At 73.1% G+C, this 25,670-nt stretch carries 28 protein-coding genes; 19 read left to right on the top strand and 9 right to left on the bottom strand.

What is annotated here, in order from left to right; all coding sequences use genetic code 11:
- The first annotated feature begins 3 nt into the window (after nt 1-3).
- Together ABIB53_RS03490 and ABIB53_RS03485 are read left to right on the top strand one after the other, a co-directional pair.
- Nucleotides 4-1,767, top strand: coding sequence for a VanW family protein (locus ABIB53_RS03490; RefSeq protein WP_354587141.1), 1,764 nt, complete (start codon nt 4-6; stop codon nt 1,765-1,767).
- Nucleotides 1,764-2,372, top strand: coding sequence for a 4'-phosphopantetheinyl transferase family protein (locus ABIB53_RS03485; RefSeq protein WP_354587140.1), 609 nt, complete (start codon nt 1,764-1,766; stop codon nt 2,370-2,372). The genes ABIB53_RS03490 and ABIB53_RS03485 overlap by 4 nt, the downstream gene beginning before the upstream one ends.
- 1 nt (nt 2,373) lies before the next feature.
- Here ABIB53_RS03485 and ABIB53_RS03480 read toward each other — a convergent pair whose 3' ends face one another.
- On the bottom strand, nt 2,374-3,339 hold the full coding sequence (locus tag ABIB53_RS03480) for a GNAT family N-acetyltransferase (RefSeq protein WP_354587139.1): 966 nt from the start codon (nt 3,337-3,339) through the stop codon (nt 2,374-2,376).
- 60 nt (nt 3,340-3,399) lie between these two features.
- On the opposite strand from ABIB53_RS03480, the gene fdxA reads away from it, so the two are divergent.
- The 3 genes from fdxA to ABIB53_RS03465 all read left to right on the top strand — a co-directional run bounded on the left by fdxA (nt 3,400) and on the right by ABIB53_RS03465 (nt 6,322).
- Nucleotides 3,400-3,726 (top strand): ferredoxin, encoded by a 327-nt coding sequence (gene fdxA, locus ABIB53_RS03475; RefSeq protein ID WP_068277350.1) that lies wholly within the window; start codon nt 3,400-3,402, stop codon nt 3,724-3,726.
- Entirely contained in the window at nt 3,723-4,895 is a 1,173-nt protein-coding gene (gene dapC / locus ABIB53_RS03470; protein ID WP_123092175.1) for a succinyldiaminopimelate transaminase, read from the top strand. Before fdxA ends, dapC begins: the two co-directional genes overlap by 4 nt.
- A 143-nt stretch (nt 4,896-5,038) precedes the next feature.
- Entirely contained in the window at nt 5,039-6,322 is a 1,284-nt protein-coding gene (locus tag ABIB53_RS03465; RefSeq protein ID WP_123092174.1) for a citrate synthase, read from the top strand.
- 81 nt (nt 6,323-6,403) lie between these two features.
- Here ABIB53_RS03465 and ABIB53_RS03460 read toward each other — a convergent pair whose 3' ends face one another.
- From ABIB53_RS03460 to ABIB53_RS03450, 3 genes are all read right to left on the bottom strand, one after another.
- Nucleotides 6,404-7,297, bottom strand: coding sequence for a hypothetical protein (locus tag ABIB53_RS03460; RefSeq protein WP_354587137.1), 894 nt, complete (start codon nt 7,295-7,297; stop codon nt 6,404-6,406).
- 2 nt (nt 7,298-7,299) lie between these two features.
- Nucleotides 7,300-8,226 carry a 2,3,4,5-tetrahydropyridine-2,6-dicarboxylate N-succinyltransferase gene (gene dapD / locus ABIB53_RS03455; protein ID WP_354587136.1) on the bottom strand — a complete coding sequence of 309 codons (927 nt, stop codon included), beginning with the start codon at nt 8,224-8,226 and terminating at the stop codon, nt 7,300-7,302.
- 219 nt (nt 8,227-8,445) lie between these two features.
- Nucleotides 8,446-9,354 (bottom strand): DUF559 domain-containing protein, encoded by a 909-nt coding sequence (locus tag ABIB53_RS03450; RefSeq protein WP_354587135.1) that lies wholly within the window; start codon nt 9,352-9,354, stop codon nt 8,446-8,448.
- A 179-nt stretch (nt 9,355-9,533) separates the two neighbouring features.
- On the opposite strand from ABIB53_RS03450, the gene dapE reads away from it, so the two are divergent.
- The 7 genes from dapE to ABIB53_RS03415 all read left to right on the top strand — a co-directional run bounded on the left by dapE (nt 9,534) and on the right by ABIB53_RS03415 (nt 14,355).
- Complete coding sequence (gene dapE, locus ABIB53_RS03445) at nt 9,534-10,607, top strand: succinyl-diaminopimelate desuccinylase (protein ID WP_354587134.1); 1,074 nt, start codon at nt 9,534-9,536, stop codon at nt 10,605-10,607.
- Nucleotides 10,608-10,671: 64 nt separating this feature from the next.
- On the top strand, nt 10,672-11,400 hold the full coding sequence (locus ABIB53_RS03440) for an LOG family protein (RefSeq protein WP_123092369.1): 729 nt from the start codon (nt 10,672-10,674) through the stop codon (nt 11,398-11,400).
- Entirely contained in the window at nt 11,400-11,765 is a 366-nt protein-coding gene (locus ABIB53_RS03435; protein ID WP_354587133.1) for a DivIVA domain-containing protein, read from the top strand. The genes ABIB53_RS03440 and ABIB53_RS03435 overlap by 1 nt, the downstream gene beginning before the upstream one ends.
- Entirely contained in the window at nt 11,762-12,241 is a 480-nt protein-coding gene (locus ABIB53_RS03430; protein WP_123092168.1) for an SRPBCC family protein, read from the top strand. The genes ABIB53_RS03435 and ABIB53_RS03430 overlap by 4 nt, the downstream gene beginning before the upstream one ends.
- Nucleotides 12,241-13,497, top strand: a complete 1,257-nt coding sequence (locus ABIB53_RS03425) for a putative hexosyltransferase (protein ID WP_191563384.1) — start codon at nt 12,241-12,243, stop codon at nt 13,495-13,497. Before ABIB53_RS03430 ends, ABIB53_RS03425 begins: the two co-directional genes overlap by 1 nt.
- A gap of 143 nt (nt 13,498-13,640) precedes the next feature.
- Complete coding sequence (locus ABIB53_RS03420) at nt 13,641-13,814, top strand: DUF3117 domain-containing protein (RefSeq protein ID WP_083969016.1); 174 nt, start codon at nt 13,641-13,643, stop codon at nt 13,812-13,814.
- A gap of 184 nt (nt 13,815-13,998) precedes the next feature.
- Complete coding sequence (locus ABIB53_RS03415) at nt 13,999-14,355, top strand: hypothetical protein (protein WP_354587132.1); 357 nt, start codon at nt 13,999-14,001, stop codon at nt 14,353-14,355.
- Between the two features lie 4 nt (nt 14,356-14,359).
- Here ABIB53_RS03415 and ABIB53_RS03410 read toward each other — a convergent pair whose 3' ends face one another.
- A complete protein-coding gene (locus tag ABIB53_RS03410) occupies nt 14,360-14,992 on the bottom strand; it encodes an O-methyltransferase (protein ID WP_229299374.1) in 633 nt (210 codons plus the stop codon).
- Nucleotides 14,993-15,159: 167 nt separating this feature from the next.
- On the opposite strand from ABIB53_RS03410, the gene sigE reads away from it, so the two are divergent.
- Genes sigE through ABIB53_RS03395 form a run of 3 tightly spaced genes read left to right on the top strand, consistent with a single transcriptional unit; the run spans nt 15,160 to nt 17,806 of the window.
- A complete protein-coding gene (sigE, locus tag ABIB53_RS03405) occupies nt 15,160-15,780 on the top strand; it encodes an RNA polymerase sigma factor SigE (RefSeq protein WP_354587131.1) in 621 nt (206 codons plus the stop codon).
- A 34-nt stretch (nt 15,781-15,814) separates the two neighbouring features.
- Nucleotides 15,815-17,392 carry a S1C family serine protease gene (locus ABIB53_RS03400; RefSeq protein WP_354587130.1) on the top strand — a complete coding sequence of 526 codons (1,578 nt, stop codon included), beginning with the start codon at nt 15,815-15,817 and terminating at the stop codon, nt 17,390-17,392.
- Nucleotides 17,393-17,395: 3 nt separating this feature from the next.
- Nucleotides 17,396-17,806, top strand: a complete 411-nt coding sequence (locus ABIB53_RS03395; protein WP_123092163.1) for a twin-arginine translocase TatA/TatE family subunit — start codon at nt 17,396-17,398, stop codon at nt 17,804-17,806.
- Nucleotides 17,807-17,920: 114 nt separating this feature from the next.
- On the opposite strand, the gene ABIB53_RS03390 is transcribed toward ABIB53_RS03395, so the two are convergent.
- The 4 genes from ABIB53_RS03390 to ABIB53_RS03375 all read right to left on the bottom strand — a co-directional run bounded on the left by ABIB53_RS03390 (nt 17,921) and on the right by ABIB53_RS03375 (nt 21,539).
- A complete protein-coding gene (locus ABIB53_RS03390) occupies nt 17,921-19,066 on the bottom strand; it encodes an Mrp/NBP35 family ATP-binding protein (RefSeq protein ID WP_354587129.1) in 1,146 nt (381 codons plus the stop codon).
- Between the two features lie 72 nt (nt 19,067-19,138).
- The gene (locus tag ABIB53_RS03385) at nt 19,139-19,714 is read right to left on the bottom strand and encodes a DUF1003 domain-containing protein (protein ID WP_354587128.1); all 576 of its coding nucleotides are present in this window, start codon (nt 19,712-19,714) and stop codon (nt 19,139-19,141) included.
- Nucleotides 19,707-20,975: a magnesium transporter MgtE N-terminal domain-containing protein gene (locus ABIB53_RS03380; RefSeq protein WP_123092367.1), complete on the bottom strand. Its 1,269-nt coding sequence runs from the start codon at nt 20,973-20,975 to the stop codon at nt 19,707-19,709. The genes ABIB53_RS03385 and ABIB53_RS03380 overlap by 8 nt, the downstream gene beginning before the upstream one ends.
- 51 nt (nt 20,976-21,026) lie before the next feature.
- The gene (locus ABIB53_RS03375; protein ID WP_354587127.1) at nt 21,027-21,539 is read right to left on the bottom strand and encodes a hypothetical protein; all 513 of its coding nucleotides are present in this window, start codon (nt 21,537-21,539) and stop codon (nt 21,027-21,029) included.
- A 115-nt stretch (nt 21,540-21,654) separates the two neighbouring features.
- On the opposite strand from ABIB53_RS03375, the gene ABIB53_RS03370 reads away from it, so the two are divergent.
- From ABIB53_RS03370 to ABIB53_RS03355, 4 genes are all read left to right on the top strand, one after another.
- Nucleotides 21,655-22,734 carry an HpcH/HpaI aldolase/citrate lyase family protein gene (locus ABIB53_RS03370; protein WP_354587126.1) on the top strand — a complete coding sequence of 360 codons (1,080 nt, stop codon included), beginning with the start codon at nt 21,655-21,657 and terminating at the stop codon, nt 22,732-22,734.
- Nucleotides 22,735-22,737: 3 nt separating this feature from the next.
- Nucleotides 22,738-23,607, top strand: coding sequence for an HpcH/HpaI aldolase/citrate lyase family protein (locus ABIB53_RS03365; RefSeq protein ID WP_354587125.1), 870 nt, complete (start codon nt 22,738-22,740; stop codon nt 23,605-23,607).
- 173 nt (nt 23,608-23,780) lie between these two features.
- Nucleotides 23,781-24,563, top strand: a complete 783-nt coding sequence (locus ABIB53_RS03360) for a L,D-transpeptidase family protein (RefSeq protein ID WP_354587124.1) — start codon at nt 23,781-23,783, stop codon at nt 24,561-24,563.
- Nucleotides 24,564-24,755: 192 nt separating this feature from the next.
- Nucleotides 24,756-25,670: a L,D-transpeptidase family protein gene (locus tag ABIB53_RS03355; RefSeq protein WP_354587122.1), complete on the top strand. Its 915-nt coding sequence runs from the start codon at nt 24,756-24,758 to the stop codon at nt 25,668-25,670.

Here is a 25,670-nt window from a genome sequence, read left to right as displayed (position 1 = left end):
CGCATGAGTGACCGCCGCGACGACGGCCGCCTGACGGACGAGGAGCTGGACGGCCAGGGGCCGCGCCGCCGCGGCCGTGGGGTCCTCGCCGGGCTCTTCGTGCTCCTCGTCCTCGGGGCGCTCTACGTCGGCACCGCGGTGTACTTCGGCGACCGGGTGCCCGCGAGCACGACCGTCGGCGGCGTGAGCATCGGCGGCATGGACGAGTCGGAGGCGCGTGCCGCCCTCGAGCGGGGCACGAAGGACGCCGTGACCCAGCCCCTGCAGGTCGAGGGCGCCGGCTCGAAGACCCGCATCGACCCGGCGAAGGCCGGCCTGACCGTCGACTACGACGCGTCGCTGGCCGGGCTCACCGGCTTCAGCCTCAACCCCGCCGACGTCGTCGCCCACGTGCGCGGCGGCACCTCGCGCGACCTCGAGGCCGACGTCGACGACGACGCGCTGACCCGCGCCGTCGCCACGGCCGCGAAGACCTTCGAGAAGAAGCCCGTCGAGGGGTCGGTCGCGGTGACTGACGGCGAGGTCGTGACGAAGAAGTCCGCCACCGGGCGCGCGGTCGACCGTGACGCGCTCGTCGAGCAGATCTCCTCCGGCTGGCCGCAGACCCGGACGTACTCCGCGAAGACCTCGACCCTCGAGCCGACGCTCGCCCAGGACGAGATCGAGCGCTTCACCACCGAGGAGCTCGAGCCCCTCGCCGACGGCCCGGTGAAGATCACGACGACCGACCCGGCGGCGAAGGGGGCGGCGCGGAGCGTGAGCTTCAGCGTCCCCGCGAAGGAGCTCATGAAGGCGGTCACGGTGTCGGCCGACAAGGGCGAGCTGTCCTACGACGTCGACGAGGCCAAGGTCTCCGCGGCGGTCGTCGCTGCGGGCACGAGCTCGGGCACCCTTCGCCCGGCCAAGGACGCCGAGGTCGTCCTCAGCGGCTCCCAGGACTTCTCGGTCACGCCGAGCCAGTCCGGCCTGAGCCTGAAGAAGGACGGGGTAGCCGCGCCCGTCGTCGCCGCGATGGCGAAGTCGGGCGACCAGCGCACCGCCGCCGTGCCCTCCGAGGCGACGAAGCCCGAGGTGACGACCGCGATCGCGCGCAAGACCATCCCGAAGGAGGAGATCTCCACCTTCACGACGTACATGTCGACCTACGGGCCCCGCGTCGAGAACATCAAGCTCGCCGCGAGCCGGCTCGACGGCGCCTACGTCGGCCCGGGGCAGACCTTCAGCCTCAACGACCATCTCGGGCCGCGCACCGCGGCGAAGGGGTACAAGTCGGCGGGCGTCATCATGAACGGTCGCCTCGCCGAGGACTACGGCGGCGGCATCAGCCAGCTGTCGACGACGCTCTTCAACGCCGTCTTCTTCTCCGGGGCGCGGATCGAGGAGTTCCACCCCCACTCCTTCTACATCTCGCGCTACCCCGAGGGCCGCGAGGCGACGATCAGCTACCCGGACGTGGACAACCGCTTCACGAACAACACCAAGGGCGGCATCCTCATCCGCGCGAACGCCACGAACTCGCAGGTGACGGTGAGCTTCTACGGCGTCAAGACGTGGGACGTCGAGGCGAAGAAGGGCCCGCGGCGCAACGTCGTGCAGCCCAAGACGATCACCGACGACTCGAAGGGGTGCGTGCCCCAGGCGCCGACCCCGGGCTTCGACGTCACGGTGACGCGCGTGCTCAAGCCCGTCGCCGGCGGTGCCGCGACGACGAGCACCTTCGACACGCACTACATCCCTGAGGACGACGTCACCTGCACCAACCCGTGACCTCCCTCGTGCGGTGGCTCGCGGTCGCCGACGTCGACCCGGGCTGGCGCTCGGTGCTCGACGACGGGGAGCGCGAGCGGCTCGCGGCCAAGTCCGCGCCCGAGGAGCAGGCGCGCTTCGTCGGGGCCGCCGCGCTCATGCGGCGGGTGGTCGGGGAGCTCGCGGGCTGCGACCCGGCCGACGTCGGCCTGCGGCGTGACTGCCCCGACTGCGACCTGCCGCACGGCCGGCCCGTGCCCACGGGAGCCGCGCAGGGGTGGCACGTCAGCGCGTCGCACTCGGGCCCGCACGTCCTCGTCGCCGCGTCCGCGCGGCCGGTCGGCGTCGACGTCGAGCTCGTCCGGTCGCGCCCGCCGTCGACGGCGCTCGTCGCCCGGGTGGTCTCGCGCGGCGAGCCCGAGCCTGCCGACGCCGAGGGCTTCGCCCGGCTGTGGGCGGCCAAGGAGGCCTACCTCAAGGCCCTCGGGACCGGTCTGGCCCTGCCGATGTCGTCGGTGCAGGTGGCCGAGGACCGGGCCGTCCTGCTCGACGGGAGCGCGCCGCAGGGCCGCCTCGAGCGGCTCGACGCCCCCACGGGCGCCGTCGCGTGGGTGTGCCTGACCTGAGCTAGAGCAGGCGCAGGTACGCGTAGTGGTGGTGCCGGCGCAGCCCGAGGTCCTCGTAGAGACGGACCGCGGGCAGGTTGTCGGTCTCGACCTGGAGGTAGACCAGACCGGCGCCGCGCTGCGCCCCGGCGGCGGTCGCCGCCGTCGTCAGCCATCGCCCGACGCCCAGACGTCGGGCCCGCTCGGCGACGTGCACCGAGTACACGCCGGTCCACCCGTCGTCGATGCTCGCCCGCCCGACCCCCAGCAGCTCGCCGTCGGCGTCGCGGGCGTGGAGGAAGACCTGCTCCCGGGGCGCGCCGAGCACGGCTCGTGCCGCCTCGCGGTGGTCGGTGATGCCCGCCCCGCTCGCCGAGAGCCACGCGTCGTCGATGCTGTCGCGCTGCTCGAGCCGCCACCCCGGCGGCGCCGGACTGGCCGGGACGGCCCGCCCGGTGAGCACGAGGGCGGGGGTGATCGGGGTCCACCCCTGGGCGAGGAGCCGCGCGGCGAAGGGGTCGTCCGCCAGCTCGACGTGGAGCGGCAGCGGCACCTGCAGGCGCGGCACGAGGTCGCGCTCGCGGTACCAGGCGACGACGTGCTCGACGGCCTCCTCATCGGTCGTGCCCGGGTCGCCGAGGGGGAGCGCGGAGTTGGCGCGACCGGTGAAGCCGAGCCCGGCGCGCAGCATCCAGCCCCGCCCGGGGGTGCCGAGCCACGCGACCTCGAGGCCGGGGTTCCCCTTCGTCATGACGCGGTGGAGGTCCTCGATGCCGATCGCCCGCTCCGGGGCGCCCCGACGGGTCGGTCGCGGCGGGATGACGCGGGCGGCGACGACGGACCCGAGGGGCAGCGCCACCTCGCCGCGGCGGGTGGCCAGGACGACGCTCTCGTCGTCGACGGCGAGCACCTTGCCGACCGTGTCGGTGAGGGTGGGGGAGCCCGGCAGGTCGGGCGCGCCCGCCGGGATCCGGGTCCGGATCGCCATCCGCGAACCTAAGGGGTACCTCACCGCCGACGCCGTCACGAGCGGCATAGTATTGCCGCCATGACGTACGTGATCGCCCAGCCCTGTGTGGACCTCAAGGACAAGGCCTGCATCGAGGAGTGCCCGGTCGACTGCATCTACGAGGGTGAGCGCAGTCTCTACATCCACCCCGACGAGTGCGTCGACTGCGGTGCGTGCGAGCCGGTGTGCCCGGTCGAGGCGATCTACTACGAGGACGACACCCCCGAGGAGTGGGCCGACTACTACAAGGCCAACGTCGAGTTCTTCGACGACCTCGGCAGCCCCGGCGGCGCCGCCAAGATGGGCATGATCAAGAAGGACCACCCCCTCATCGCCGCGCTGCCCCCGCAGGAGCACGACGAGTGACGACGGCGTCCGGGCTCTCCGGCCTGCCGGACTTCCCCTGGGACTCGCTCGCTCCGCTCAAGGAGCGGGCGAGAGCCTTTTCCGGCGCGGACCAGGCGCAGGGCGACGGGCTCGTCGACCTCTCCGTCGGCACCCCCGTCGACAGCACCCCGGCCGTCGTCCAGGACGCGCTGCGCGCGGCCGCCGACGCCCCGGGCTACCCCCAGACGTACGGCACCCCGCCGCTGCGCGAGGCCGTCGCCGCGTGGTTCGCCCGGCGTCGCGGTGCGCCCGACGTCGACCCCGACGGGGTCCTGCCGACGATCGGCAGCAAGGAGCTCGTCGCCTGGCTGCCGACGCTGCTCGGCATCGGTGCCGGTGAGTCCGTCGTCTTCCCGACCGTCGCGTACCCGACGTACGACGTCGGCGCCCGGATCGCCGGGGCGACCCCGGTGCCGGCCGACGCGACGACCGCGCTGGGGCCGGTGAGCGGCGCCTCCGCCCCGCGCCTCATGTGGCTCAACTCCCCGAGCAACCCGACCGGGCGCGTCCTCGGGGTCGAGCACCTGCGCAAGGTCGTGCGCTGGGCGCGCGAGCGCGGTGTCGTCGTCGCCTCCGACGAGTGCTACGCCGAGCTGGACTGGCGCTCCGAGGAGGAGCGCGGCCAGTCCTACGACGAGCTGCCCACCACGCCGAGCATCCTCGACCCGCGCGTGTGCGAGGGCTCCCACGAGGGCCTGCTCGCCGTGTACTCGACGAGCAAGCAGTCCAACCTCGCCGGGTACCGCGCCGCCTTCGTCGCCGGAGACCCGATCCTCGTGCGCCGCGTCCTCGAGGTCCGCAAGCACGCCGGCATGATCGTGCCCGCCCCCGTCCAGTCCGCCCTCGCCGCGGCGGTGTCCGACGACGCCCACGTCGCCGAGCAGCGGGCCCGCTACGCCGCCCGCCGCGACGTGCTCCTGCCAGCCGTGCAGGCCTTCGGCCTGCGCGTCGAGGACTCCGCGGCCGGGCTGTACCTGTGGGCGACGGCCGACGAGCCGGCCGCGACCACCCTTCGCCGTCTGTCCGACCGGGGCGTGCTCGTGGCGCCGGGCACCTTCTACGGGGCGGCCGGCGCGCACCACGTGCGCATCGCCCTCACGGCCACCGACGCCCAGATCGCCGCTGCCGCAGCCCGGCTCACGGCCTGAGCGCCGGCGTTCCCCAGGGTGGGCCCGTGTGGATCGGGCCGCGACGGCTGGGGTAGTTTCGGACGAGACCACGCGGTGCGTCTGCCCTCACCCGGGCGTGACGGGCCAGGCGTCACGACTGCGAAAGGGCAGGAGTTCTTCTTATGACTGACAGCGCCACCTTCTCCGCCGGGGGCAAGGACCTGAGCTTCCCGCTGATCCCCGCCGCCGAGGGCAACAGCGGCTACGACATCTCGAGCCTGATGAAGGAGACCGGCAACACCACGCTCGACGTCGGCTTCGTCAACACCGCCTCGGCCGAGTCGAAGATCACCTACATCGACGGCGACCAGGGCATCCTGCGCTATCGCGGCTACCCGATCGACCAGCTGGCCTCGAAGTCCACCTTCACCGAGGTCGCCTACCTGCTCATCTACGGCGAGCTGCCGACGACCTCCGAGCTCGAGGACTTCGAGGAGCGGATCAGCCGCCACACGATGCTCCACGAGGACCTCAAGGCCTTCTTCAACGGCTTCCCGCGGGACGCGCACCCGATGCCGGTGCTCTCCTCGGCCGTCTCGGCGCTGGGCACCTTCTACCAGGACAGCCTCGACCCCTTCGACCACGAGCAGGTCGAGATCTCGACGATCCGCCTCCTCGCGAAGCTGCCGACCATCGCCGCGTACGCGCACAAGAAGAGTGTCGGCCAGCCCTTCCTGTACCCGGACAACTCGCTCTCGCTCACCGAGAACTTCCTGCGGATGACCTTCGGCTTCCCGGCCGAGCCCTACGACCTCGACCCCGAGATCGTCAAGGCGCTCGACCAGCTCTTCATCCTCCACGCCGACCACGAGCAGAACTGCTCGACGTCGACCGTCCGCCTCGTCGGCTCGGCCCACGCGAACCTCTTCAACTCGGTCTCCGCCGGCATCCACGCCCTGTCCGGCCCGCTCCACGGCGGCGCCAACCAGGCCGTGCTCGAGATGCTCGAGCAGATCCAGAAGTCCGACGACGGCGCCGAGACCTTCATGAAGAAGGTCAAGAACAAGGAGGACGGCGTCCGCCTCATGGGCTTCGGCCACCGCGTCTACAAGAGCTACGACCCGCGCGCGGCCATCGTCAAGGACGCGGCGCACACCGTGCTCGAGAAGATGGGCGGCGACGAGCAGCTCGAGATCGCGATGAAGCTCGAGGAGATCGCGCTCAAGGACGACTACTTCGTCGAGCGCAAGCTCTACCCGAACGTCGACTTCTACACCGGCCTCATCTACACGGCGATGGGCTTCCAGCCCAAGATGTTCACCGTGCTCTTCGCCATCGGCCGCCTCCCGGGCTGGATCGCCCAGTGGCGCGAGATGATCGAGGACCCGAAGACCAAGATCGGCCGTCCGCGCCAGATCTACATCGGCGAGACCGAGCGCGACTACGTCGGCATCGACGAGCGCTGACCTCGGGGTCGAGCGAAGGGGGACCACCCGGCCGGGTGGTCCCCCTTCGTCGTGCTCGGGGCGGGTTCGGCGTGGGGCGGGTCAGCCGTCGGCGAGGGTGATCCGGACGGTCGAGGCGTCGACCGGGTCCGGTGCTGCCGACCAGCTGGACCCGTCCTCGCGGGTCCACACGCGGTCGCCGACCTGCACGGAGGTGACGCCGTGCCCCTTCGCCGTCGCGACCGCCCACGCCCCGACACCCCACGCGCGACGCTCCTGCGAGGCCCGGACGACCACGACGCCGTCCCCGGTGTCGGCGCGGTACCCGGTTTCGGTCCGCAGGCTCTCGACGAGACGCTCGCGGTCGCCCGCGCCCGTCGGCGGGTCGAGGCGGCAGACCAGGCCTTCGGGGGAGTGGCCGGAGATCGCCGAGGCGATGGTGCGGCCCTCGTGCTCGTGGTCGGCGTAGGCCTCGGGGTAGGCGCTGCGCTGGACCTCCTGGGCGATCTCGGTGATCCGCATGTCCTGCCAGCCGTCGACCTTGACGAGCGCGTCGTAGAAGGCGTTCGTCGAGTAGCGGGGATCGAGGATCTGCTCGACGGTGCCCCAGCCCTGGCTCGGGCGCTGCTGGAAGAGGCCGACGCTGTCGCGGTCGCCGTAGGTGATGTTGCGCAGCTTGCTCTCCTGGATCGCCGTGGCGACCCCGATCGAGCCGGCACGGGCGGGCAGGCCGCGGCGCTCGGCGACCTGGACGATCGTCGCGGCGTTGTGCATCTGCTCGGGGGTGAAGCTCACGTCCTGCTCGAGCGCGGTGGCCTCGCAGGACTCGCTCCACGGGGTGATGACCTTGTCGCGCACCCACCACGCGGCTCCGCCGAGGAGCCCGAGCACGGCCACGCTCGCGACGAGCGCGCGGTTGCGGCGCACCCGGGCGCGCGAGACCGCCCGTTCCTCGGCGAGGGGCGGGCGGTCGGCGGTGGGACGGCGGGGCGGCATGGCTAGTTCGTGTGGAGGGCCTCGTTGAGGGCGACGCCGTCACCCGTGCGGTCCTTGGCCTCGACGGCGCCGGTGACCGAGTTGCGCAGGTAGAGCAGGCCGCTGCGGCCGGAGAGGTCGCGCGCCTTGACGACGGTGCCGTCGGGGAGGGCGACCTTCGTGCCGGCGGTGAGGTAGAGCCCGGCCTCGACGACGCAGTCGTCGCCCAGGGCGATGCCGACGCCGGCCTCGGCGCCGACGAGGCAGCGCCGGCCGATGGCGACGCGCTGGGTGCCGCCGCCGGAGAGGGTGCCCATCGTCGAGGCGCCGCCGCCGATGTCGGAGCCGTCGCCGACGACGACGCCCTGGCTGATCCGGCCCTCGACCATCGAGGTGCCGAGGGTGCCGGCGTTGAAGTTGACGAAGCCCTCGTGCATGACGGTCGTGCCGCTGGCGAGGTGGGCGCCGAGACGCACGCGGTCGGCGTCGCCGATGCGCACGCCGGCCGGGATGACGTAGTCGACGAGGCGCGGGAACTTGTCGACGGAGTAGACGGTCACCTGGCCGCGGGTGCGCAGCCGGGCGCGGGTGGTCTCGAAGCCCTCGACCGCGCACGGGCCGTGGTTGGTCCACACGACGTTGGTGAGCACGCCGAAGAGCCCGTCGAGGTTGATCGAGTTGGGCTCGACGAGGCAGTGCGAGAGCAGGTGCAGGCGCAGGTAGGCGTCACTCGCGTCCTGCGGGGCCGCGTCGAGGTCGATCGCGACGGTGACGACCTCGGTGCGCACGCCCCGGGCCTCGTCCTGCCCGACGAGGGCGGTGAGCTCGGTGGGCACCTGGTCGGCCTCGGGGGCCTCCCCGAGCCGCGGCTGCGGGTACCACGTGTCGAGCACCGTGCCGTCCGTCGTCGTCGTGGCGATCCCATGGCCCCAGGCTGCGCGCGTCGTCATGCCCCGGAGTCTACGAACTGCTGCCCGTTGCCCCGAACTCGCTTGCCGTCTCCCCGTGGTCGCCTGGCCCGGGAGCGACAAAACCCTGCTGGCTGGGTCTTGATGGGCCAGCCGGGTCTCGACAGGGTCCTGGCACATCAAGAGGCTGCTGGCAGGGTCTTGTAGGCCGGCGGGGTGTGCCCGAAGAGGCTGACTAGAGGGGGTGGTGGCGAAGGGGGGTCAGGCGGCCAGGGCGAGGGCGCGACTGATCTTGGCCCGTGCGATCGTCGGCTGCCTCAGGTCGCGCCACATGAGCCGCACCACGACGTACCCCCGGGCACGCAGGTCGTCCTCGCGGGTCTTCTCGTCGACGAGGACCTGGCGGTCCGTGTACTTCAGCGCGCCGTCGAACTCGAGGATCACCCGGGTGCCCGCGATGAGGAAGTCCACGCGCCACGGGCCGATGTCGACCTGGGGGATGAGCGGCACGTCGAGCAGGTCGCACACCAGCGCGGTGAAGCTCTCGCCCGGTGACTCGCGCCGGCGATCAGCGAGCCGAAGCGCATTCCTCACGGCCCCGATGCCGCGCGTCCCCCGTGGGACGCGGGCCACTGCCGCCTCGAGGTCGGCAGGCTCGACGAGCCCCGCGTGCAGGGCCGCATCGGCGGCGGCGAGCGCGGTGACGGGGTGCCCGGTCAGACCTGCGGCGACCGTGGCGTCCGCCGGCCTCACGGTGGGGACCGGGGTCGTGACCAGCGGGTGGCGGTCCGAGGTCATGACGTCCCGCCGATATGTCCGCAACGTGTAGCCCTTCTCGAGCCGGGTCGACGCCGCCTCGGCCCTCACGAGATGGACGAGCCCAAGGTCGGCCTCGACGACCGGCAGGTCGTGCAGCAAGAGGGCCGATACCGAGTCGGCGGCTGTGCGGCGGGTCAGACGCGACAGGTACGCCACGGTGCGCAAGACATGCATGTCGGCGGGATCCGCGGGAGGCGAGATGCTCCAGACGCCCCGGACCACCTGGGTGATGAGACCGGCCCGACGCATCTGCTGCAGGACGAGGCGATGCACGCCGGCCCTGCCGGCGGCCCCGGTGGTGAAGACGCCGTTGACCTCGATCGCGGCGAGCAGCGGCAGGGTGTCCTCCATCGCCGAAGTCTGGCGCGGATCCCCCTTCGCGCCGATCGTCTCTCCACAGCCCGGCTCGTACGAAACACTGCCAGCAGCCCTTTGATGTGGCAGGACCCTCTCGAAACCCTGCTGGCTCACCAAAGGGCAGCCAGCAGGGTTTTGTCACGGGTCGGAGGGGGGTTTGTAGGGTGCGGGGCATGGGCCTGGACCTCAGCACGGACATCGTCACCCTCACGGCAGCTCTCTGCGACGTCGAGTCGGTGAGCCTGGGGGAGGAGGCGATCGCCGACGCGATCGAGGAGGCGCTGCGCGCGCTGCCGCACCTCACGACGACCCGCCACGGGCACACCGTCGTCGCGCGCACCGACCTCGGGCGGGAGGAGCGGGTGGTGCTCGCCGGGCACATCGACACGGTGCCGCTCATTGACCCGCCGAACCTGCCCGTGCGACGCGAGGTCGTCGACGGCGAGGAGGTCCTCTACGGCCGCGGGACCGTCGACATGAAGGGCGGGGTCGCGGTGCAGCTGCGCCTGGCCCACGAGGTGCGCGAGCCCTCCCGCGACATCACCTTCATCTTCTACGAGGCCGAGGAGATCGAGGAGAGCCACAACGGGCTCAAGGCCCTCGGCGACACCCGCCCCGACCTGCTCGCCGCCGACCTCGCCGTGCTCCTCGAGCCCACCGCCGCCGCCGTCGAAGGGGGGTGCAAGGGCACGATGCGCGTCGAGATCCGCACGAAGGGGATCGCCGCCCACTCCGCCCGCCCGTGGAAGGGGCACAACGCGATCCACGACGCCGCCGACGTGCTGCGCCGCCTCGGCGAGCACGAGGAGCGCTCGGTCGAGGTCGACGGGCTGACCTACCACGAGGCCCTCCAGGCGGTCGCCATCACCGGCGGCATCGCCGGCAACGTCATCCCCGACGCGTGCACGATCACGGTCAACTACCGCTTCGCGCCGGACAAGAGCGCCGACGACGCGCTCGCCTACGTGCAGACCGTCCTGCCCGGCTACGAGCTGACGGTCACCGACCTCGCCGAAGGGGCCCGCCCGGGTCTGGACCGGCCCGCCGCCCAGTCCTTCGTCGCCGCGCTCGACGTGCCCGTCGGCCCGAAGGAGGGGTGGACGGACGTCGCCCGCTTCTCCGCGCTGGGGGTGCCGGCGGTCAACTTCGGCCCGGGCGACCCCAACCTCGCCCACCACGACGAGGAGCGCTGCCCCACCGCGCAGCTGCGCGAGGCGGAGGCCGCCATGATGCGCTGGCTCGCGTAGGGTCGGCGGCGTGAGCCAGCGGCACGAGGACAGCGAGCGGGCATACCACAAGGGGCCGGTCGTCATGCGCGGCGCCCAGGTGCCCAGCTCGACCACCGACCAGCGTCTCCTCGACACCCGGGGCACCGCCGACTGGGTCCACACGGACCCGTGGCGCGTCCTGCGCATCCAGGCGGAGTTCGTCGAGGGCTTCGGCGCGCTCGCCGAGCTCGGGCCGGCGATCAGCGTCTTCGGCAGCGCCCGCACCAAGCCCGGCACCCGCGAGTACGCGATGGGCGTCGAGGTCGGTCGCCGGCTCGCGCTCGCCGGCTACGGCGTCATCACCGGCGGCGGGCCGGGCGCGATGGAGGCGGCCAACCAGGGGGCGCGCGAAGGGGGAGGCGTCTCCGTCGGTCTGGGGATCGAGCTCCCCTTCGAGGCCGGGCTCAACCCCTACGTCGACCTCGGCGTGAACTTCCGCTACTTCTTCGCCCGCAAGACGATGTTCATCAAGTACGCCGAGGGCTTCATCGTCCTGCCCGGCGGCTTCGGCACGCTCGACGAGCTCTTCGAGGCCGTCACCCTCGTCCAGACGCAGAAGAAGACCTCCTTCCCCATCGTCCTGCTCGGCACCGACTACTGGGGCGGGCTGCTGGACTGGTTGCGCGGCACCGCGGTACCGGCCGGCACGATCAGCGAGGTCGACGTCGACCTGCTCCACCTCACCGACGACCCGGCGCACGCCGTGCGCATCGTCAGCGAGTACGAGGACGAGCGCCCGCACCCGCACTTCACCCAGCAAGGACCCGAGTGATGGTCTGGGTCTTCCTCATCGGTGTCGCGATCCTGCTCGTCGTGGGCCTCGGGTCGCTCGTCGTCGGCCGCGCGAGCGTCGACCCCGTACCGCCCCCGGTCTCGACGACCCCGTCGACCGGCCTGGGCGCCGACGTCCACGCCGCGGACATCCACGACATCCGCTTCGACACCGCGCTGCGCGGCTACCGGATGGACCAGGTCGACGACGTCCTCGACACGCTCCACGCCCGCATCGCCGAGCTCGAGGCGCAGCAGCCCGTGACGCCCGCGGGGGAGGCGGCTCCCCCTTCGCCCCCGACCACCACTCGCCCGACCACCACGCCGCCGACGACCGAGCCCTCCACCACCCAGGAGCCGGCATGAGCGCCGTCACCGAGCGTCGCCGCGTCGCGGCCGACGTGCAGGAGGTGTGGGACCGCGTCACCGACATGGCGGCCCACGGCCGGCACGTCCCGCTCACCCGGATCACGCGGCAGGAGGAGCTCGCCCTCGGCGGCACCTTCGTCATGCGCACCTCGCTCGGGCCGCTCGGCTTCGACGACCCGATGACGGTCACCGGCTTCGACCCGCCGCCGGCGCAGCCCGCGCGGCTGCGGCTGGTGAAGTCCGGACGGCTGCTCTCCGGCTGGGCCGAGATCGTCGTTCGTCCTGTCGACGGGGGGTCCGAGGTCTCCTGGACCGAGGAGGCCGTGCCGACCTCGGCGCTCCTGCGCGCCCTCAGCCGACCGGCCGACCGGCTCTCGCGTCGCGCCACCTCCGAGCTGCTCACCCGCATCCTCGACGGGACCCTCGCGGGCCTGCCGGCGCTGCCGCCGGTCCCGCCCCACGGCAGGGGCTGATGAGCGGGCTGTCCTTCGCCGCCCGCGAGCGGTGGAGCACCACCGCGCTGCGCCACCCCGTGCGGACGCTGCTCGCCGTCTACGTCGTCTCGCGGCTCGTCGCCTTCGCCGCCATCTGGGTCGCCGCCCGGTACTACCAGGCGCCCGCCGGCGTCGGCCATCTCGACCCGACGCTCACCGACATGCTCCAGCTGTGGGACGCCGAGTGGTACGAGCGGATCGTGCGCGAGGGCTACCCGGTGCCGCTGCCGGCGGACCCGACGACGGGCCAGATCACCTACAGCCAGTGGGCCTTCTTCCCGGTCTTCCCCCTCCTCGTGCGGTTGCTCATGACGACCGGGCTGGGCTTCACGACCGCCGCCGTCCTGCTCAACCTCGTCCTCGGGGCGCTCGCGGTCGTCCTCGTGTGGAAGGTCCTGTCCTTCCCCGTCCACGCCGGCTCGCAGCCCGCCCGCGAGCGGCTCGCCCTCGTCGCCGCCGCGCTGTGGTGCCTCTACCCGGCGACCGGCGTCATGGTGCTGCCGTACACCGAGGCGCTCGCCGCGTGCCTCATCGCCGGGGCGCTGCTGCTGCTCATGCGCCGGCAGTACCTCGCCTTCGCCGTCGTCGCCCTCGTCCTGGGCTACACCCGCGCCGTCGCGCCGGCGCTCGGTCTCGCCGTGCTCGTCCACCTGTGGCTTCGGTGGCGCGAGGACCGTGCGGCCGGCACGGCCCCCCTTCGTCACGACCGCCCGCAGGTCGTCGTCATGCTCCTGGCCACCGCCCTCTCGGCGGTCGCCTGGCCGCTCACGGTCGGCTACGTCTCGGGCCTGCCGGGCGCCTTCTTCGACGTCCAGGCGGCGTGGGGGCAGCGCCCCGACCAGGGCCCCTTCGTCCTGTGGTTCAGCTGGGCGTGGGGCGAGCACGGCCTCATCTCGGTCCTCGTCATGGTCGCGCTCGTCGCGACCTACGTCGCCCTCGTCATCGGGCGGCACGGCGCGTGGATGCCGCTCGAGGTGCGCATGTGGGCCATGGCCTACCCGCTCTACCTCTTCGCCGTGGTCCGCCCGATCACGAGCATGTGGCGCTTCCTGCTCCTCGACTTCCCGCTGGCGGCGCTCGTCGCGTCGGTGGCGATGCGCACCTCGACCGGTCGCGAGGTCGTGCGGCACTGGCGGCTGCGGGTCGCGGTCGTCGCCGTCTGCCTCGTCGGCGGCATCCTCGCGTGGTCGTGCGGCCTGCTGCCGTACGTCCCGTGGCACGTCACACCTCCGTGAGCACGGGCGACGGGGAGCGACGCGCCCACGTCGGATTAGGAGTGATCCGGATCGCCTGGGATAATGGCGGGTAACGTACGGCGGCGCGACGGGCGCCGTTGCCACCACCCGGTGGTCGGGCGGTGACGAGAAGGGATTGCATCATGGCGGCAATGAAGCCTCGGACCGGCGACGGACCCCTTGAGGTCGTGAAGGAAGGACGGGGGATCGTCCTGCGCATGCCCCTCGAAGGTGGCGGCCGTCTCGTCGTCGAGATGACCCCCGACGAGGTCAGGGCCCTGGGCCAGGCCATCGACAGCTGCGAGGGCCTGAAGTAGGACCCGCCGAACGGCCCCCGACGCACCCGCGTCGGGGGCCGTCGTCGTCCCCGCAGGGCGCAGGCGAAGGGGTGGCCCCTCACCGCCATGGGGCGCCCGGATGATGACATCAGGCTGACGGTCCGGCAGGCCGCGGGCTACGGTGCACGCTCCTGACACCCCTGACGGCTGGGAGGCCTCATCCATGAACGCTGGCTACGGGCTCGCCGTGCGCTGGTCCCTCACCGAGACCTCGCCGGAGGTCGCGCAGGAGCTGCGGGAGTACGTCGTCGGCACGTCGATGGCGAGCTTCATGTTCCTCGACGGCCTCGCCTTCAAGACGTGGCGGATGCGCGAGGGCGAGTGGTTCGAGGGGACCTACGTCTTCGGCGAGGAGAAGGCCCGCGACGACTTCCAGGCCGACTTCGCCGGCCGGGCGGCGCAGTCGCCGGGCAGCGCGATCATCGGGTCCGCGCCGCTGAGCATCGAGGCCTTCGAGGTCGTCGCCGTGGCCGAGGGCCCGGCGCAGTTCCGCCGCGGCGCCGGCCCAGGCACCCTCTGACCCGCTAGCGCTTGACGGCCGCGAGCAGGCCGTCGCCCACCGGCAGCAGTGCCGGCAGGAGGCGGTCGTCGTCGCGCAGCGACTTGCCGAGGTCGCGCAGCACGCGCGTCGTCTCGTCGCGCTGGGCCGGGTCGGCGACGCGGTCGTGCCAGAGCATGTTGTCGAGCGCCAGCACGCCGCCCGGGCGCAGCAGCCGGATCGCGTGCTCGACGTAGGCGGGGTAGGCGCCCGTGTCGGCGTCGACGTGGACCATGTCGTACGCGCCGTCGGTCATCCGGGGCAGCACCTCGTCGGCGCGGCCGACGATGACGCGGGTGCGCTGCGAGGGGATGCCCGCGTCGGCGAAGGCCCGTCGGGCCGCCCGGGCGTGCTCGGGCTCGAGCTCGATGCTCGTGAGGACGCCGTCCTCGGGCATGCCGGCGAGCAGCCACAGGCCCGAGGTGCCCGCGCCCGTGCCGATCTCGACGACGTGCTGGGCCCGGCTCGCGGCGGCGAGCAGGCGCAGCGCGGCACCTGCCCCCGTGCCGACCGGGGTGGCGCCGAGCTCCTCGCCCGAGCGGCGGGCGGTCTCGGCGATCTCGGGCTCGGAGACGAAGTCCTCGGCGTAGACATAGCTGTTCAGGCGCGATCCGCTCATGGCGGGCCAGCCTAGTCGCAGCCACGGGGCGGTCCGGGGTCGCCTCCACGCACCGCAGGCCTGGACAGCGCTCAGGCTTTCCCCAGGTGAGTGGCCCAAGATCGTCGTGTCGGCAGATGCGAGGTCGGCGGGACCCGCCGCCGCGCGCAGCACGCACAGGAGGCGACGTGAGCACCCAGGAGTCGCTCGACTGGACCCCGCCCACGTGGCACGAGGTCGTCGAGCAGCACGGCCCGCAGGTCTACCGGCTGGCCTACCGCCTCACCGGCGACCACCACGACGCCGAGGACCTCACCCACGACGTCTTCGTGCGCGTCTTCCGCTCGCTGGACTCCTACAGCCCCGGCACCTTCGAGGGCTGGCTGCACCGCATCACGACCAACCTCTTCCTCGACCGTGCGCGCCGCTCGCAGCGGCTGCGCTTCGACGTGATCGGCGAGGGCCTCGCGGCCCGGCTGCGCACGACGAGCCCGGACCCCTACGAGGTCTACGAGCGCACCCACCTCGACGCCGACATCCAGGCCGCCCTCGACGCCCTGCCCCCGCAGTTCCGCGCCGCCGTCGTGCTGTGCGACCTCGAGGGGCTGACCTACGAGGAGGTCGCGGACGTCCTCGGGGTCAAGCTCGGCACGGTGCGCTCGCGGATCCACCGCGGCCGGGCCCACCTGCGCGAGTCGCTCGCCCACCGCCAGCCCGCCGAGCGCCCGAGCGCCCCGCGCCGCACCGGCGGCGGACGCCGCGGTCGGCCCACGGTGTCCGGCTTCCCGGTCGCCGCCCCCGTGCAGTGACGGCTGCCCGCCCCGGCAAGGCAGAATCGACGACATGACGCAGAGCAGCGACCACCCGGAGACCCCCGAGCGGGCCGACGGCACCCAGCCGCTGCCCGCGGCGGAGGACACCCAGGCGTTGCCGCCCCAGCAGCCGGTGTCGCCGCAGCAGGACGCGCTACCCTCCGAGCAGCACGAGGGCGCCTCGCAGCCCGCGCAGGACGCTGCCGCGCCGGCGGGCGCGCAGGAGGCTCCCGCGCAGGCGGGGGACAACCCCTTCGCCCCCGGGTGGTCCGCAGCGCAGCCGGGCGACCAGTCCGCGCCCGACCCGTACGCCGGGCCGCACGACCCCCAGCACGACCCGCAGGGCGACCCGTACGCCGCGCCGCAGGCGCAGCACGACCCCTCCGCGGGTCAGCCCCAGCACGACCCCTACGCCGCGAGCTACGGCTACGGGCAGCCGCAGCAGCAGGGCTACCCCGCGTGGACCGCGAGCGCCCCGCAGCCCGGCCCGGCCCCGGTGGCCGCGGCGCCGCGGCGCGAACGGCGCAAGGTCTCCTTCCTCGGTGCCGCGACCGCGGTCGCCGCGACCGCGCTGCTCGCCGGCACGGTCGGTGGCGCCATCGGTGGCCTCGCGGCCGACCAGCAGGCAGGGACGGGCGTCGTCACCCTCGACGGCCCGCCCGTCGAGCGCCCGGAGGGCTCGGTCGCAGCCATCGCGGGTCGCGCGGTGCCGAGCGTGCTGACGATCCGCGTCGGCAGCTCCGGCCGCGGGGGCACGGGCTCGGGCTGGGTCTACGACGGCAAGGGCCACGTCGTGACGAACAACCACGTCGTCTCCGCCGCCGGTGACGACGGCACCATCGTCGTCGAGCTCGCCGACGGCACCCGGCGCGACGCCGAGCTGGTCGGCCGGGACGTCAGCTACGACCTCGCCGTCCTCGAGGTCGACCCCAAGGGCCTGAAGCCGCTGCCCGTCGGCAACTCCGACGACGTCGTCGTCGGCGACCAGGTCGTCGCCGTCGGCTCGCCGCTCGGCCTCGACAGCACCGTCACCGCGGGCATCGTCAGCGCGCTTGAGCGACCCGTCGCCGCGGGCGAGCAGGGCGACCAGTCCTACATCAGCGCGATCCAGACCGACGCCGCGATCAACCCCGGCAACTCCGGCGGGCCGCTGCTCAACGCCCGTGGCGAGGTCGTCGGCGTCAACTCGGCCATCGCGCAGATCCCCGGGGGTGCCCGCGACTCGGCGTCGGGCTCGATCGGCGTCGGCTTCTCGATCCCGAGCACCCAGGTGCGTCGCACCGTCGACCAGCTCATCAGCACCGGTGAGGCCGTGCACCCCGTCATCGGGGTGCACCTCGACACGCAGTACTCCGGCGAGGGCGCCCGCGTGCTGCCCGACGCGGTCCAGGGCACCGAGCCGGTCGTGCCCGACGGGCCGGCCGACAAGGCCGGTGTCGAGGCGGGCGACGTCATCACGAAGATCGACGGCCGACGGGTCAGCGACAACGACCAGCTGGTGGTGCGCATCCGGGCCAAGGCCGTGGGCGATACGGTGCAGCTGACGGTCCAGCGCGACGGCAGGGAGCGTCAGCTGACCATGACGCTCGAGGCCGCGGAGGAGGACTGAGCCATGCCGATGAACGGCTGGGAGTTCATCATCCTCATCGTGCTCGCGGTGGTGATCCTCGGACCCGACCGCCTGCCCGAGTACGCGCAAAAGCTGGCACGCTTCGTCGTCGGCGCCCGCCGGATGGCCAACGACGCGCGGGGCCAGCTCCAGGACCAGCTCGGCCCGGAGTACGAGGACATCGACTGGCGTCAGTACGACCCGCGCCAGTACGACCCGCGGCGGATCGTGCGCGAGGCGCTCCTCGAGCCGATCGAGGACTCGGTGCGCGACGTGCGCGAGATCGGCACCTCCACCCGCGCGGACATCGACGGGTTGTCCCGTCGGCGTCGTGACCGCGACGAGGACGTGCGCCACGACGACGCCGCGCCGGAGCCCCTCGAGGGCACGCCCTACGACCTCGAGGCGACCTGACGCAGCACGCCTGCCACCCTGGGCCCGACCCGCCCGGTCACGACGAGGGCCCCCGACCGCATGCGCGGCGGGGGCCCTCGTCGTGGGTGACCTCGGTGGGTGACCCTGCGCGGGTCAGCGCCCGGTGGGGCTCAGCCCGAGCGAGCGGCCGGCGAGGCCGCGGGAGCGGGAGGCCAGCCCCTTCGCCACGCCACGGATCGCGACCGCGGCCGCGCTCTCCGGGTGGCCGAGGACGACGGGGGTGCCGCCGTCGGAGCCCTCGCGCAGGGTGACGTCGAGGGGGATCTGCCCGAGCAGCGGCACGGGGGCGCCGACGGTGCGGGTGAGGCTGTCGGCGACGGACTGGCCGCCACCGGAGCCGAAGATCTCCTGGCGGGAGCCGTCGGGCAGCTCGAGCCACGACATGTTCTCGACGACGCCGACGATGCGCTGGTGGGTCTGCATCGCGATCGAGCCGGCCCGCTCGGCGACCTCGGCGGCCGCCTGCTGCGGGGTGGTGACGACGAGGATCTCGCTGCTCGGGATGAGCTGGGCGATGGAGATCGCGATGTCGCCGGTGCCGGGCGGCAGGTCGAGGAGCAGGACGTCGAGGTCGCCCCAGAAGACGTCGGCGAGGAACTGCTGCAGCGCGCGGTGGAGCATCGGGCCGCGCCATACGACGGGCTGGTTGCCGGGGACGAACATGCCGATCGAGATGACCTTCACGTCGTGCGCGACGGGCGGCAGGATCATGTCGTCGACCTGCGTCGGCTGGTGGGTCACGCCGAGCATGCGCGGGATCGAGAAGCCGTAGATGTCGGCGTCGACGACCCCGACCTTGAGGCCCTGCTGCGCGAGCGAGGCCGCGAGGTTGGCGGTGATCGAGGACTTGCCGACGCCGCCCTTGCCCGAGGCGATGGCGTACACGCGGGTGAGCGAGCCGGCCTTGGCGAAGGGGATCTCGCGCTCGGCCGTGCCGCCGCGCAGCATCTGGCGCAGCTCGGCGCGCTGCTCGTCGGACATGACGCCGAGCGTGACGGTGACGTCGGTGACGCCCTCGACACCGCGCACGGCGCGCTCGGTGTCGGTCGTCAGGGTGTCCTTCATCGGGCACCCGGAGACGGTGAGCAGGATCGTCACGGCGACGTGCCCGGAGGCGTCGACCTCGGCGGACTCGATCATGCCGAGCTCGGTGACCGGCTTGCGGATCTCGGGGTCGATGACGGTGCTCAACGCCTCGCGGAGCATCTCGTCGGTGATCGTGGGGTGGGTCGAGGGCATTGCTCCATGCTAGGCGCCGTCGGCGACACCGCCGTCATCGCCTCCGGCGTCCGGGGCGAAGGGGGAGCGAGCTCACCCCTTCGAGGCGGGGCCCTCCGACTGCTCGCGCAGGCGCACCTCGAGACCCTTCTCCTCCATCTCCTCGAGCAGCGAGCGCAGCTCGCTGCGTACGAAGTCTCGCGTCGCGGCGTCGCGCAGCGCGATCCGCAGGGCGGCGACCTCACGGGTGAGGTACTCGGTGTCGGCGAGCGCCCGCTCGGCCTGCACGCGGTCCTGCTCGAGCGCGACGCGGTCGCGGTCGTCCTGCCTGTTCTGCGCGAGGAGGATGAGCGGCGCGGCGTAGCTGGCCTGCAGCGAGAGGATGAGCGTGAGCAGCGTGTAGTTGAGCGAGCGCGGGTCGAACTGCGCCGCCTCGGGCACGAAGGTGTTCCACGCGAGCCAGGCGACGACGAAGACCGACATCCACAGCAGGAAGGTCGGGGTGCCCATGAAGCGGGCGAACTTCTCCGAGAGCACGCCGAAGGACTCGGTGCTGAGGTTCGAGGGGCGCCGCAGGGTGCGCCGGCTCAGCTCGCGCGGCTGGTCGACGCGCACGTCGGAGCGGGCGTCGGGACGCCGCTGACGGGGCTTGCCGTCGCGCTCAGCCATCGGTCACCTCGTGCCGCTCGTCGCGCCAGTCCTCGGGGAGGATGTGGTCGAGCACGTCGTCGACGGTGATGACGCCGATGAGACGCTGCTGGTCGTCGACGACGGGCACCGAGATGAGGTTGTACGTCGCGAGGGTGCGCGTCACCTGGCCGAGCGGCGCGTCGGCGCGCAGCGGGTCGACCCCGGTGTCGAGGAAGGACCCGACCGAGGCGTGCGGGGGCTCGCGCAGCAGGCGCTGGATGTGGAGCATGCCGAGGTACTTGCCGGTCGGCGTCTCGTGCGGCGGGCGGCAGACGTAGGCGGTCGCGGCCAGGCCGGCGGCGATCTCCTCGCGGCGCACGACGGCCAGCGCCTCGGCGACGGAGTCGTCGGGGCCGAGGACGACCGGCTCGGTCGTCATGAGACCGCCCGCGGTGTTCTCCTCGTAGGTGAGCAGCCGGCGCAGGGGGGCGGCGTCGTCGGGCCGCATGAGCTGCAGCAGCCCCTCGGCGCGCTCGGGCGCGAGGGCGGAGAGCAGGTCGGCGGCGTCGTCGGGGTCCATCGCCTCGAGGACGTCGGCGGCACGCGACTGCTTGAGGGTGCCGATGATCTCGGACTGCTCCTCCTCGTCGAGCTCCTGGAGCACGTCGGCGAGGCGCTCGTCGTCGAGGGCGGCGACGACCTCGGCGCGCCGCTTCGGGGTGAGGTCGGTGACGACCTCGGCGAGGTCGGCGGGCTTGGAGTCCTCGAACTGCTCGAGGAACTTCGCGGCCGACTGGTCGGCGTCGCTCGTGTGCAGCCCGGTGACGTCCTCGAAGGGGACGGTGAAGGTCTCGCCGCGGCGTCGGGTGAGCAGCCCCCGCGTGCTGCGTCGGCCGGCGCGCACGAAGACGCGGGTGACCATCCAGTCGCGGTTGCTCGCCTGCTCGACGCCGATGTCCTCGACCGTCGCCTCGACCGGGCCGTCGTCGGTGCGCACGCTCACGGTGCGCTCGAGGAGCTCGGCGAGCACGAGGGTCTCGTTGGCGCGCTGCTCGAAGCGGCGCATGTTGACCAGCCCGGTCGTGATGACCTGCCCGCCCTCGACGGAGGTGACCCGGGTCATCGGGACGAAGACGCGGCGGGCACCGGGGACCTCGACGACGAGGCCGATGACGCGCGGGCGGCGACCGGAGCTGAAGGTGACGACGACGTCGCGCACCCGGCCCACCTGGTCGCCGAGCGGGTCGAAGACGTTGAGGCTCGCCAGCCGGGCGACGAAGAAGCGGGACGAGGCACTCACGCCGACCACAGTAGTGGCCGACCCGTCGTGCGGCTTAGCCGCCGTCGAGCCTCAGCGACGACGGGTGCGCCGACCCCCGAGGTGCCAGGGTCGACGGACCTGAGGGGCGGCGGCGCTCGGACGCACGGGGGCCGCGACGAGCTCGGTCGAGGGCGCGGCCGCCGGGGAGTCGAGGGGCTGGCCGAAGGGGGAGAGCAGCCACAGCGTCGCGCCCTCGCGCCAGCGCTCGAGGGTGCCGTCGGAGGCGTTGAGCCGGGCGGCAAGGGCGGTCTCGGCGGCGGGCTGCCAGCGCTCGTCGGCCGGGTCGAGGGCGAGCGCCCGGGCCTGCAGGACGAGCAGGCGGCGGCCGTCCCCCCTCGAGCGCAGGACGAGCTCGACCGGGTCGGGCAGCGCCCCGAGGTCGGGCTCGCCCCCGCCGCTCACGAGGAGCACCGAGCCCTCGGGCAGGTCGGTGCCCGCGCCGATCACGGCGAACCACGTCGCGCGCTCGCGCTCGGGGGTGCGCAGCCACAGCAGGTCCGACTTCGAGAGCGCCTCGCTCGTCACCGCGCTGAGGTTGACCATGGGCCCGATCCTCGCAGGAGGGCGGGTGTCGTGCGTCATAACCGGGCCGGGGCGCCCGCTGGTACGTTCGCGACCGACTCGCCCTGCCCCCTTCGGAAAGGACCTGCACCCCGTCATGCGCAGCGCCAAGGACTTCTTCGCCCCGCTCGCCGTCGGGGCGCCCGCCCCGGTCCGCGAGGTCCCCGCCCGACCCAGCCGGATGATCCACTTCTTCGACCCGAGCAACCCGAAGATGGCGGCGAAGGTCCCCGGCATGGTCGGCACCGTCGACGTCCTGCTCGGCAACCTCGAGGACGCGGTCAAGGCGGAGTCGAAGGAGGCCGCCCGCCAGGGCCTGGTCGACATCGCCCGCGCGACCGACCTGGGCGAGCACACCCAGCTGTGGACGCGGATCAACAGCCTCGACAGCCCGTGGGCGCTCGACGACCTCACGACCCTCGTGACGCAGATCGGCGCGAAGCTCGACGTCGTCATGGTCCCGAAGGTCCAGGGCGCCGAGGACATCCACTACGTCGACCGCCTGCTCGCCCAGCTCGAGGCCAAGGCCGGTCTGACCCGCCCGATCCTCGTCCACGCGATCCTCGAGACCGCGCGCGGCATGGCCAACGTCGAGGAGATCTGCGGGGCGAGCCCGCGCATGCAGGGCATCAGCCTCGGCCCGGCCGACCTCGCCGCGGACCGGCGGATGAAGACGACGCGCGTCGGCGGCGGCCACCCCGGCTACCTCGTGCGCGAGGACCCCTCCCGCGACCTCGGCGAGGGGGTCGACCCCGTGACCGCGCCGCGCTCGGTCCACCAGCAGGACCTGTGGCACTACACGATCGCCCGGATGGTCGACGCGTGCGCGATGCACGGGATCTTCCCGTACTACGGCCCCTTCGGCGACATCAAGGACGTCGTCGCGTGCGAGGACCAGTTCCGCAACGCCTTCCTCCTCGGCTGCGTCGGCGCGTGGTCGCTGCACCCGGTCCAGGTCGACATCGCCAAGCGCGTCTTCAGCCCCTCCGCCGAGGACGTCGCGCACGCGCGCCGCGTCAAGGAGGCGATGGGCGACGGCACGGGCGCGGTGATGCTCGACGGCAAGATGGAGGACGACGCGAGCCTCAAGCAGTGCCTCGTCATCCTCGAGCTCGCCGACCGCCTCTCGGCCGGCGACCCCGAGCTCGCCGAGCTCTACGCGACGCAGGAGGCCTGAGCGATGAGCGAGCTCGCCTACACCCCCCGCCGCTCGGTGCTCTACATGCCGAGCAGCAACGCCCGGGCCCTCGAGAAGGCCAAGACCTTGCCCGTCGACGCCCTCATCCTCGACCTCGAGGACGCCGTCGCACCGGCCGACAAGCCCGCCGCCCGCGACGCGGCGTGCGCCGCCGTCGCCTCGGGCGAGTACGGCGAGCGCGAGCTGACGATCCGCGTCAACGCGATCGGGACGCAGTGGCACGACGACGACATGGCCGCGGTCGCCCAGGCAGGTCCGGCCGGTGTCGTCGTGCCGAAGGTGAGCAGCGCCGACGAGGTCCGCCGGCTCGTCGCCGCCCTCGAGGCCGCCGGGGCGCCGGAGAGCACGCGGCTGTGGGCGATGGTCGAGACGCCGACCGCGGTGCTCGACGTGCGCGAGATCGCCCGTGCCTCGGACCGCCTCGCCGCCCTCGTCATCGGCAGCAACGACCTCGTCAAGGAGCTGCAGGCCGACCACGTGCCGGGCCGTGCCCCGCTGCTCACCGCCCTGTCGTGGTCGCTGCTCGCGGCCCGCGAGGCGGGCGTCGCGATCCTCGACGGCGTGTACAACGACGTGCGCGACGCCGAGGGCTTCCGCGCGGAGTGCGAGCAGGGCCGCGACCTCGGCTTCGACGGCAAGACCCTCATCCACCCCGGCCAGGTCGAGGTGTGCAACGAGGTCTTCGCCCCGTCGGCCGAGGCCGTCGAGGACGCGAAGGGGGTCCTCGCGGCCTGGGAGGAGGGCGCCGGCAGCGGCGTCGTCACCTACGGCGGCAAGATGGTCGAGCAGCTGCACGTCGACGTCGCGCAGCGGGTCCTCGCGACCCACGAGGTGATCTCCGCCCGCGGCTGAGGCCACGTACGTCGCGGCCGTCCCGGCGCGCCTGGGGACGAGTGCTCGCGGGGTGTTGACAGGTCGCAGTAGATTGTCAGCGGCTCGAGACAACCGGACGGGCCGGTGCGTCGTCGAAGCAGGGGGCACCACATCGGGTGCCGGCACCGATCAGTCCAGGGGAGCACGTACACATGTCTCGTTATCAGCCTCGTCACGCCGTCGGCACCACCCGCGTCGACATCGCACCGCTCGAGATCGCGCCGGTCGAGACCGCCCGGTCCGACCGCCGCACCGTCTTGCGTCTCGGGGCGGCCACCGTCGCCGTCGGCGCGACCGCGCTCGCCGCGCCCTCGGTGGCCGGTGCTGCCTCGCGCCCGACCCTCAAGCTCGGCTCGCGCGGCTGGCAGGTGAAGTCCCTGCAGACCAAGCTGCGGGCCAACGGCTACTGGTGCAAGGGCGCCAACGGCGTCTACGACAGCAGCACCCAGCAGGCCGTCATGGCGCTGCAGAAGATGCGCGGGCTCTCCCGCGACGGGGTCTGCGGCCCGAACACGTGGAAGGCCGTCGACACGATCTACCGCCCCGTCTCGCGGACGAAGAGCGGCAACATCATGGAGATCAACAAGGGCCGCCAGGTCATCCTCTTCGTGCGCGCCGGCAAGGTGAAGTGGGTCTTCAACACCTCGACCGGCAACGGCGAGCGCTACTGGTCCTCGGCCTCGGGGCGCTACCTCTACGCGACGACCCCGAGCGGGCGATTCGCCTTCCAGCGGGCCATCGACGGCATGCGTCGCGCGCCCCTGGGCAACCTGTGGCGCCCGCGGTACTTCAACGGCGGCATCGCGATCCACGGCTCGCCCTCGATCCCCGGCTACCCGGCCAGCCACGGCTGCGCCCGCCTGGACAACAAGGCGATCGACTACATCTGGTCGGCGGACCTCGCCCCGATCGGCAGCCGCGTCTGGGTCTACTGACCCCTCTCGTCCGCCACCACGGGCCGCGCACCTCACCGGGTGCGCGGCCCGTGGTCTGCCCGCAGGTCACGAGCAGGTCACGAAGGGCGCCCGAGGGCAACCGTCGTCGGGGTCGCCGCGTCCTAGGGGTGTGGCGGCGCGCAGGGGGCGCCGCCACACCAGCTTCTCGCCCTCGGGCGGTCAGGACAGGTGATGGTCGGCAGGGCGAAGGGGGAGCGCCGTCGCGCGACCGGGTCGGCAGCGCTCGTCGCCGGTCTCGTGCTCGGGCTGGGGGCCTGCGCCGGGGGCGGCACGAGCGACGCGGGCGGGCCCGCGAGCCAGACCTCCACCGGGCGGTCGACGACCGCGCCGAGCGCGTCGTCCACCAGCCCGTCGTCCGGCAGCACGTCGACGAGCGGCACCTCGTCAAGCAGCACGTCGCCCAGCAGCACGGGCTCCTCGAGCAGCGCGCCGTCCAGCAGCTCGTCGTCGAGCACCTCGACGCCCTCGCCGTCGGCGACGCCGCGGGACACCTCCCTTCGCCCGGGTGACTCCGGACCACGGGTCCGCTCGCTGCAGCGCTCGCTCACACGGCTCGGCTACTGGGGCGGCACGGCCGACGGCACGTACGGCGGTCTCACCGAGCAGGCGGTCCTCGCGCTGCAGAAGCAGGCGGGCCTGGACCGCGACGGCGTCGCCGGGCCGCGCACGCTGCGCGCCGTGGCCGACGGGACCCGGCCGACGGTCGGGGCGGGCGCGCCGGACCGCGTCGAGATCGACCTCGAGCGCCAGCTGCTCTACGTCGTGCGCGACGGCAGCGTGCGCTGGGCGATCAGCACGAGCACCGGCTCGGGCGAGACCTACGAGAGCTCCTACGACGGTCTCGCCGTGGCGGTGACGCCGCCGGGGACCTTCGCGGTCGGGCGGGTCTACGACGGGTCGGAGGTCGCGAAGCTCGGCACGCTCTACCGCCCGCGGTACTTCAACGGCGGCATCGCCGTCCACGGCGCCGCCTCCGTGCCCGGCTGGCCCGCGTCGCACGGGTGCGCGCGGGTGAGCGACCCGGCGATGGACCTCATCTGGTCGCAGGACCTCATGCCCGTGGGCAGCACCGTCGTCGTGCGCTGA

It is taken from the genome of Janibacter sp. UYMM211 (assembly GCF_040547045.1).
GTDB classification, from domain to species: Bacteria; Actinomycetota; Actinomycetes; order Actinomycetales; family Dermatophilaceae; genus Marihabitans; species Marihabitans melonis.
This window is presented reverse-complemented; position numbering and strand designations above follow the sequence as displayed.

Excerpts from the sequence above, each read along its gene's own strand:
- ABIB53_RS03490 (WP_354587141.1), top strand. The coding sequence starts at position 4 with ATGAGTGACCGCCGCGACGACGGCCGCCTGACGGACGAGGAGCTGGAC.
- ABIB53_RS03480 (WP_354587139.1), bottom strand. The coding sequence starts at position 3,339 with ATGGCGATCCGGACCCGGATCCCGGCGGGCGCGCCCGACCTGCCGGGC.
- fdxA (WP_068277350.1), top strand. The coding sequence starts at position 3,400 with ATGACGTACGTGATCGCCCAGCCCTGTGTGGACCTCAAGGACAAGGCC.
- ABIB53_RS03465 (WP_123092174.1), top strand. The coding sequence starts at position 5,039 with ATGACTGACAGCGCCACCTTCTCCGCCGGGGGCAAGGACCTGAGCTTC.
- ABIB53_RS03460 (WP_354587137.1), bottom strand. The coding sequence starts at position 7,297 with ATGCCGCCCCGCCGTCCCACCGCCGACCGCCCGCCCCTCGCCGAGGAA.
- dapD (WP_354587136.1), bottom strand. The coding sequence starts at position 8,226 with ATGACGACGCGCGCAGCCTGGGGCCATGGGATCGCCACGACGACGACG.
- ABIB53_RS03450 (WP_354587135.1), bottom strand. The coding sequence starts at position 9,354 with ATGGAGGACACCCTGCCGCTGCTCGCCGCGATCGAGGTCAACGGCGTC.
- dapE (WP_354587134.1), top strand. The coding sequence starts at position 9,534 with ATGGGCCTGGACCTCAGCACGGACATCGTCACCCTCACGGCAGCTCTC.
- ABIB53_RS03440 (WP_123092369.1), top strand. The coding sequence starts at position 10,672 with ATGCGCGGCGCCCAGGTGCCCAGCTCGACCACCGACCAGCGTCTCCTC.
- ABIB53_RS03435 (WP_354587133.1), top strand. The coding sequence starts at position 11,400 with ATGGTCTGGGTCTTCCTCATCGGTGTCGCGATCCTGCTCGTCGTGGGC.
- ABIB53_RS03430 (WP_123092168.1), top strand. The coding sequence starts at position 11,762 with ATGAGCGCCGTCACCGAGCGTCGCCGCGTCGCGGCCGACGTGCAGGAG.
- ABIB53_RS03425 (WP_191563384.1), top strand. The coding sequence starts at position 12,241 with ATGAGCGGGCTGTCCTTCGCCGCCCGCGAGCGGTGGAGCACCACCGCG.
- ABIB53_RS03420 (WP_083969016.1), top strand. The coding sequence starts at position 13,641 with ATGGCGGCAATGAAGCCTCGGACCGGCGACGGACCCCTTGAGGTCGTG.
- ABIB53_RS03415 (WP_354587132.1), top strand. The coding sequence starts at position 13,999 with ATGAACGCTGGCTACGGGCTCGCCGTGCGCTGGTCCCTCACCGAGACC.
- ABIB53_RS03410 (WP_229299374.1), bottom strand. The coding sequence starts at position 14,992 with ATGAGCGGATCGCGCCTGAACAGCTATGTCTACGCCGAGGACTTCGTC.
- ABIB53_RS03400 (WP_354587130.1), top strand. The coding sequence starts at position 15,815 with ATGACGCAGAGCAGCGACCACCCGGAGACCCCCGAGCGGGCCGACGGC.
- ABIB53_RS03395 (WP_123092163.1), top strand. The coding sequence starts at position 17,396 with ATGCCGATGAACGGCTGGGAGTTCATCATCCTCATCGTGCTCGCGGTG.
- ABIB53_RS03390 (WP_354587129.1), bottom strand. The coding sequence starts at position 19,066 with ATGCCCTCGACCCACCCCACGATCACCGACGAGATGCTCCGCGAGGCG.
- ABIB53_RS03385 (WP_354587128.1), bottom strand. The coding sequence starts at position 19,714 with ATGGCTGAGCGCGACGGCAAGCCCCGTCAGCGGCGTCCCGACGCCCGC.
- ABIB53_RS03375 (WP_354587127.1), bottom strand. The coding sequence starts at position 21,539 with ATGGTCAACCTCAGCGCGGTGACGAGCGAGGCGCTCTCGAAGTCGGAC.
- ABIB53_RS03370 (WP_354587126.1), top strand. The coding sequence starts at position 21,655 with ATGCGCAGCGCCAAGGACTTCTTCGCCCCGCTCGCCGTCGGGGCGCCC.
- ABIB53_RS03365 (WP_354587125.1), top strand. The coding sequence starts at position 22,738 with ATGAGCGAGCTCGCCTACACCCCCCGCCGCTCGGTGCTCTACATGCCG.
- ABIB53_RS03360 (WP_354587124.1), top strand. The coding sequence starts at position 23,781 with ATGTCTCGTTATCAGCCTCGTCACGCCGTCGGCACCACCCGCGTCGAC.
- ABIB53_RS03355 (WP_354587122.1), top strand. The coding sequence starts at position 24,756 with ATGGTCGGCAGGGCGAAGGGGGAGCGCCGTCGCGCGACCGGGTCGGCA.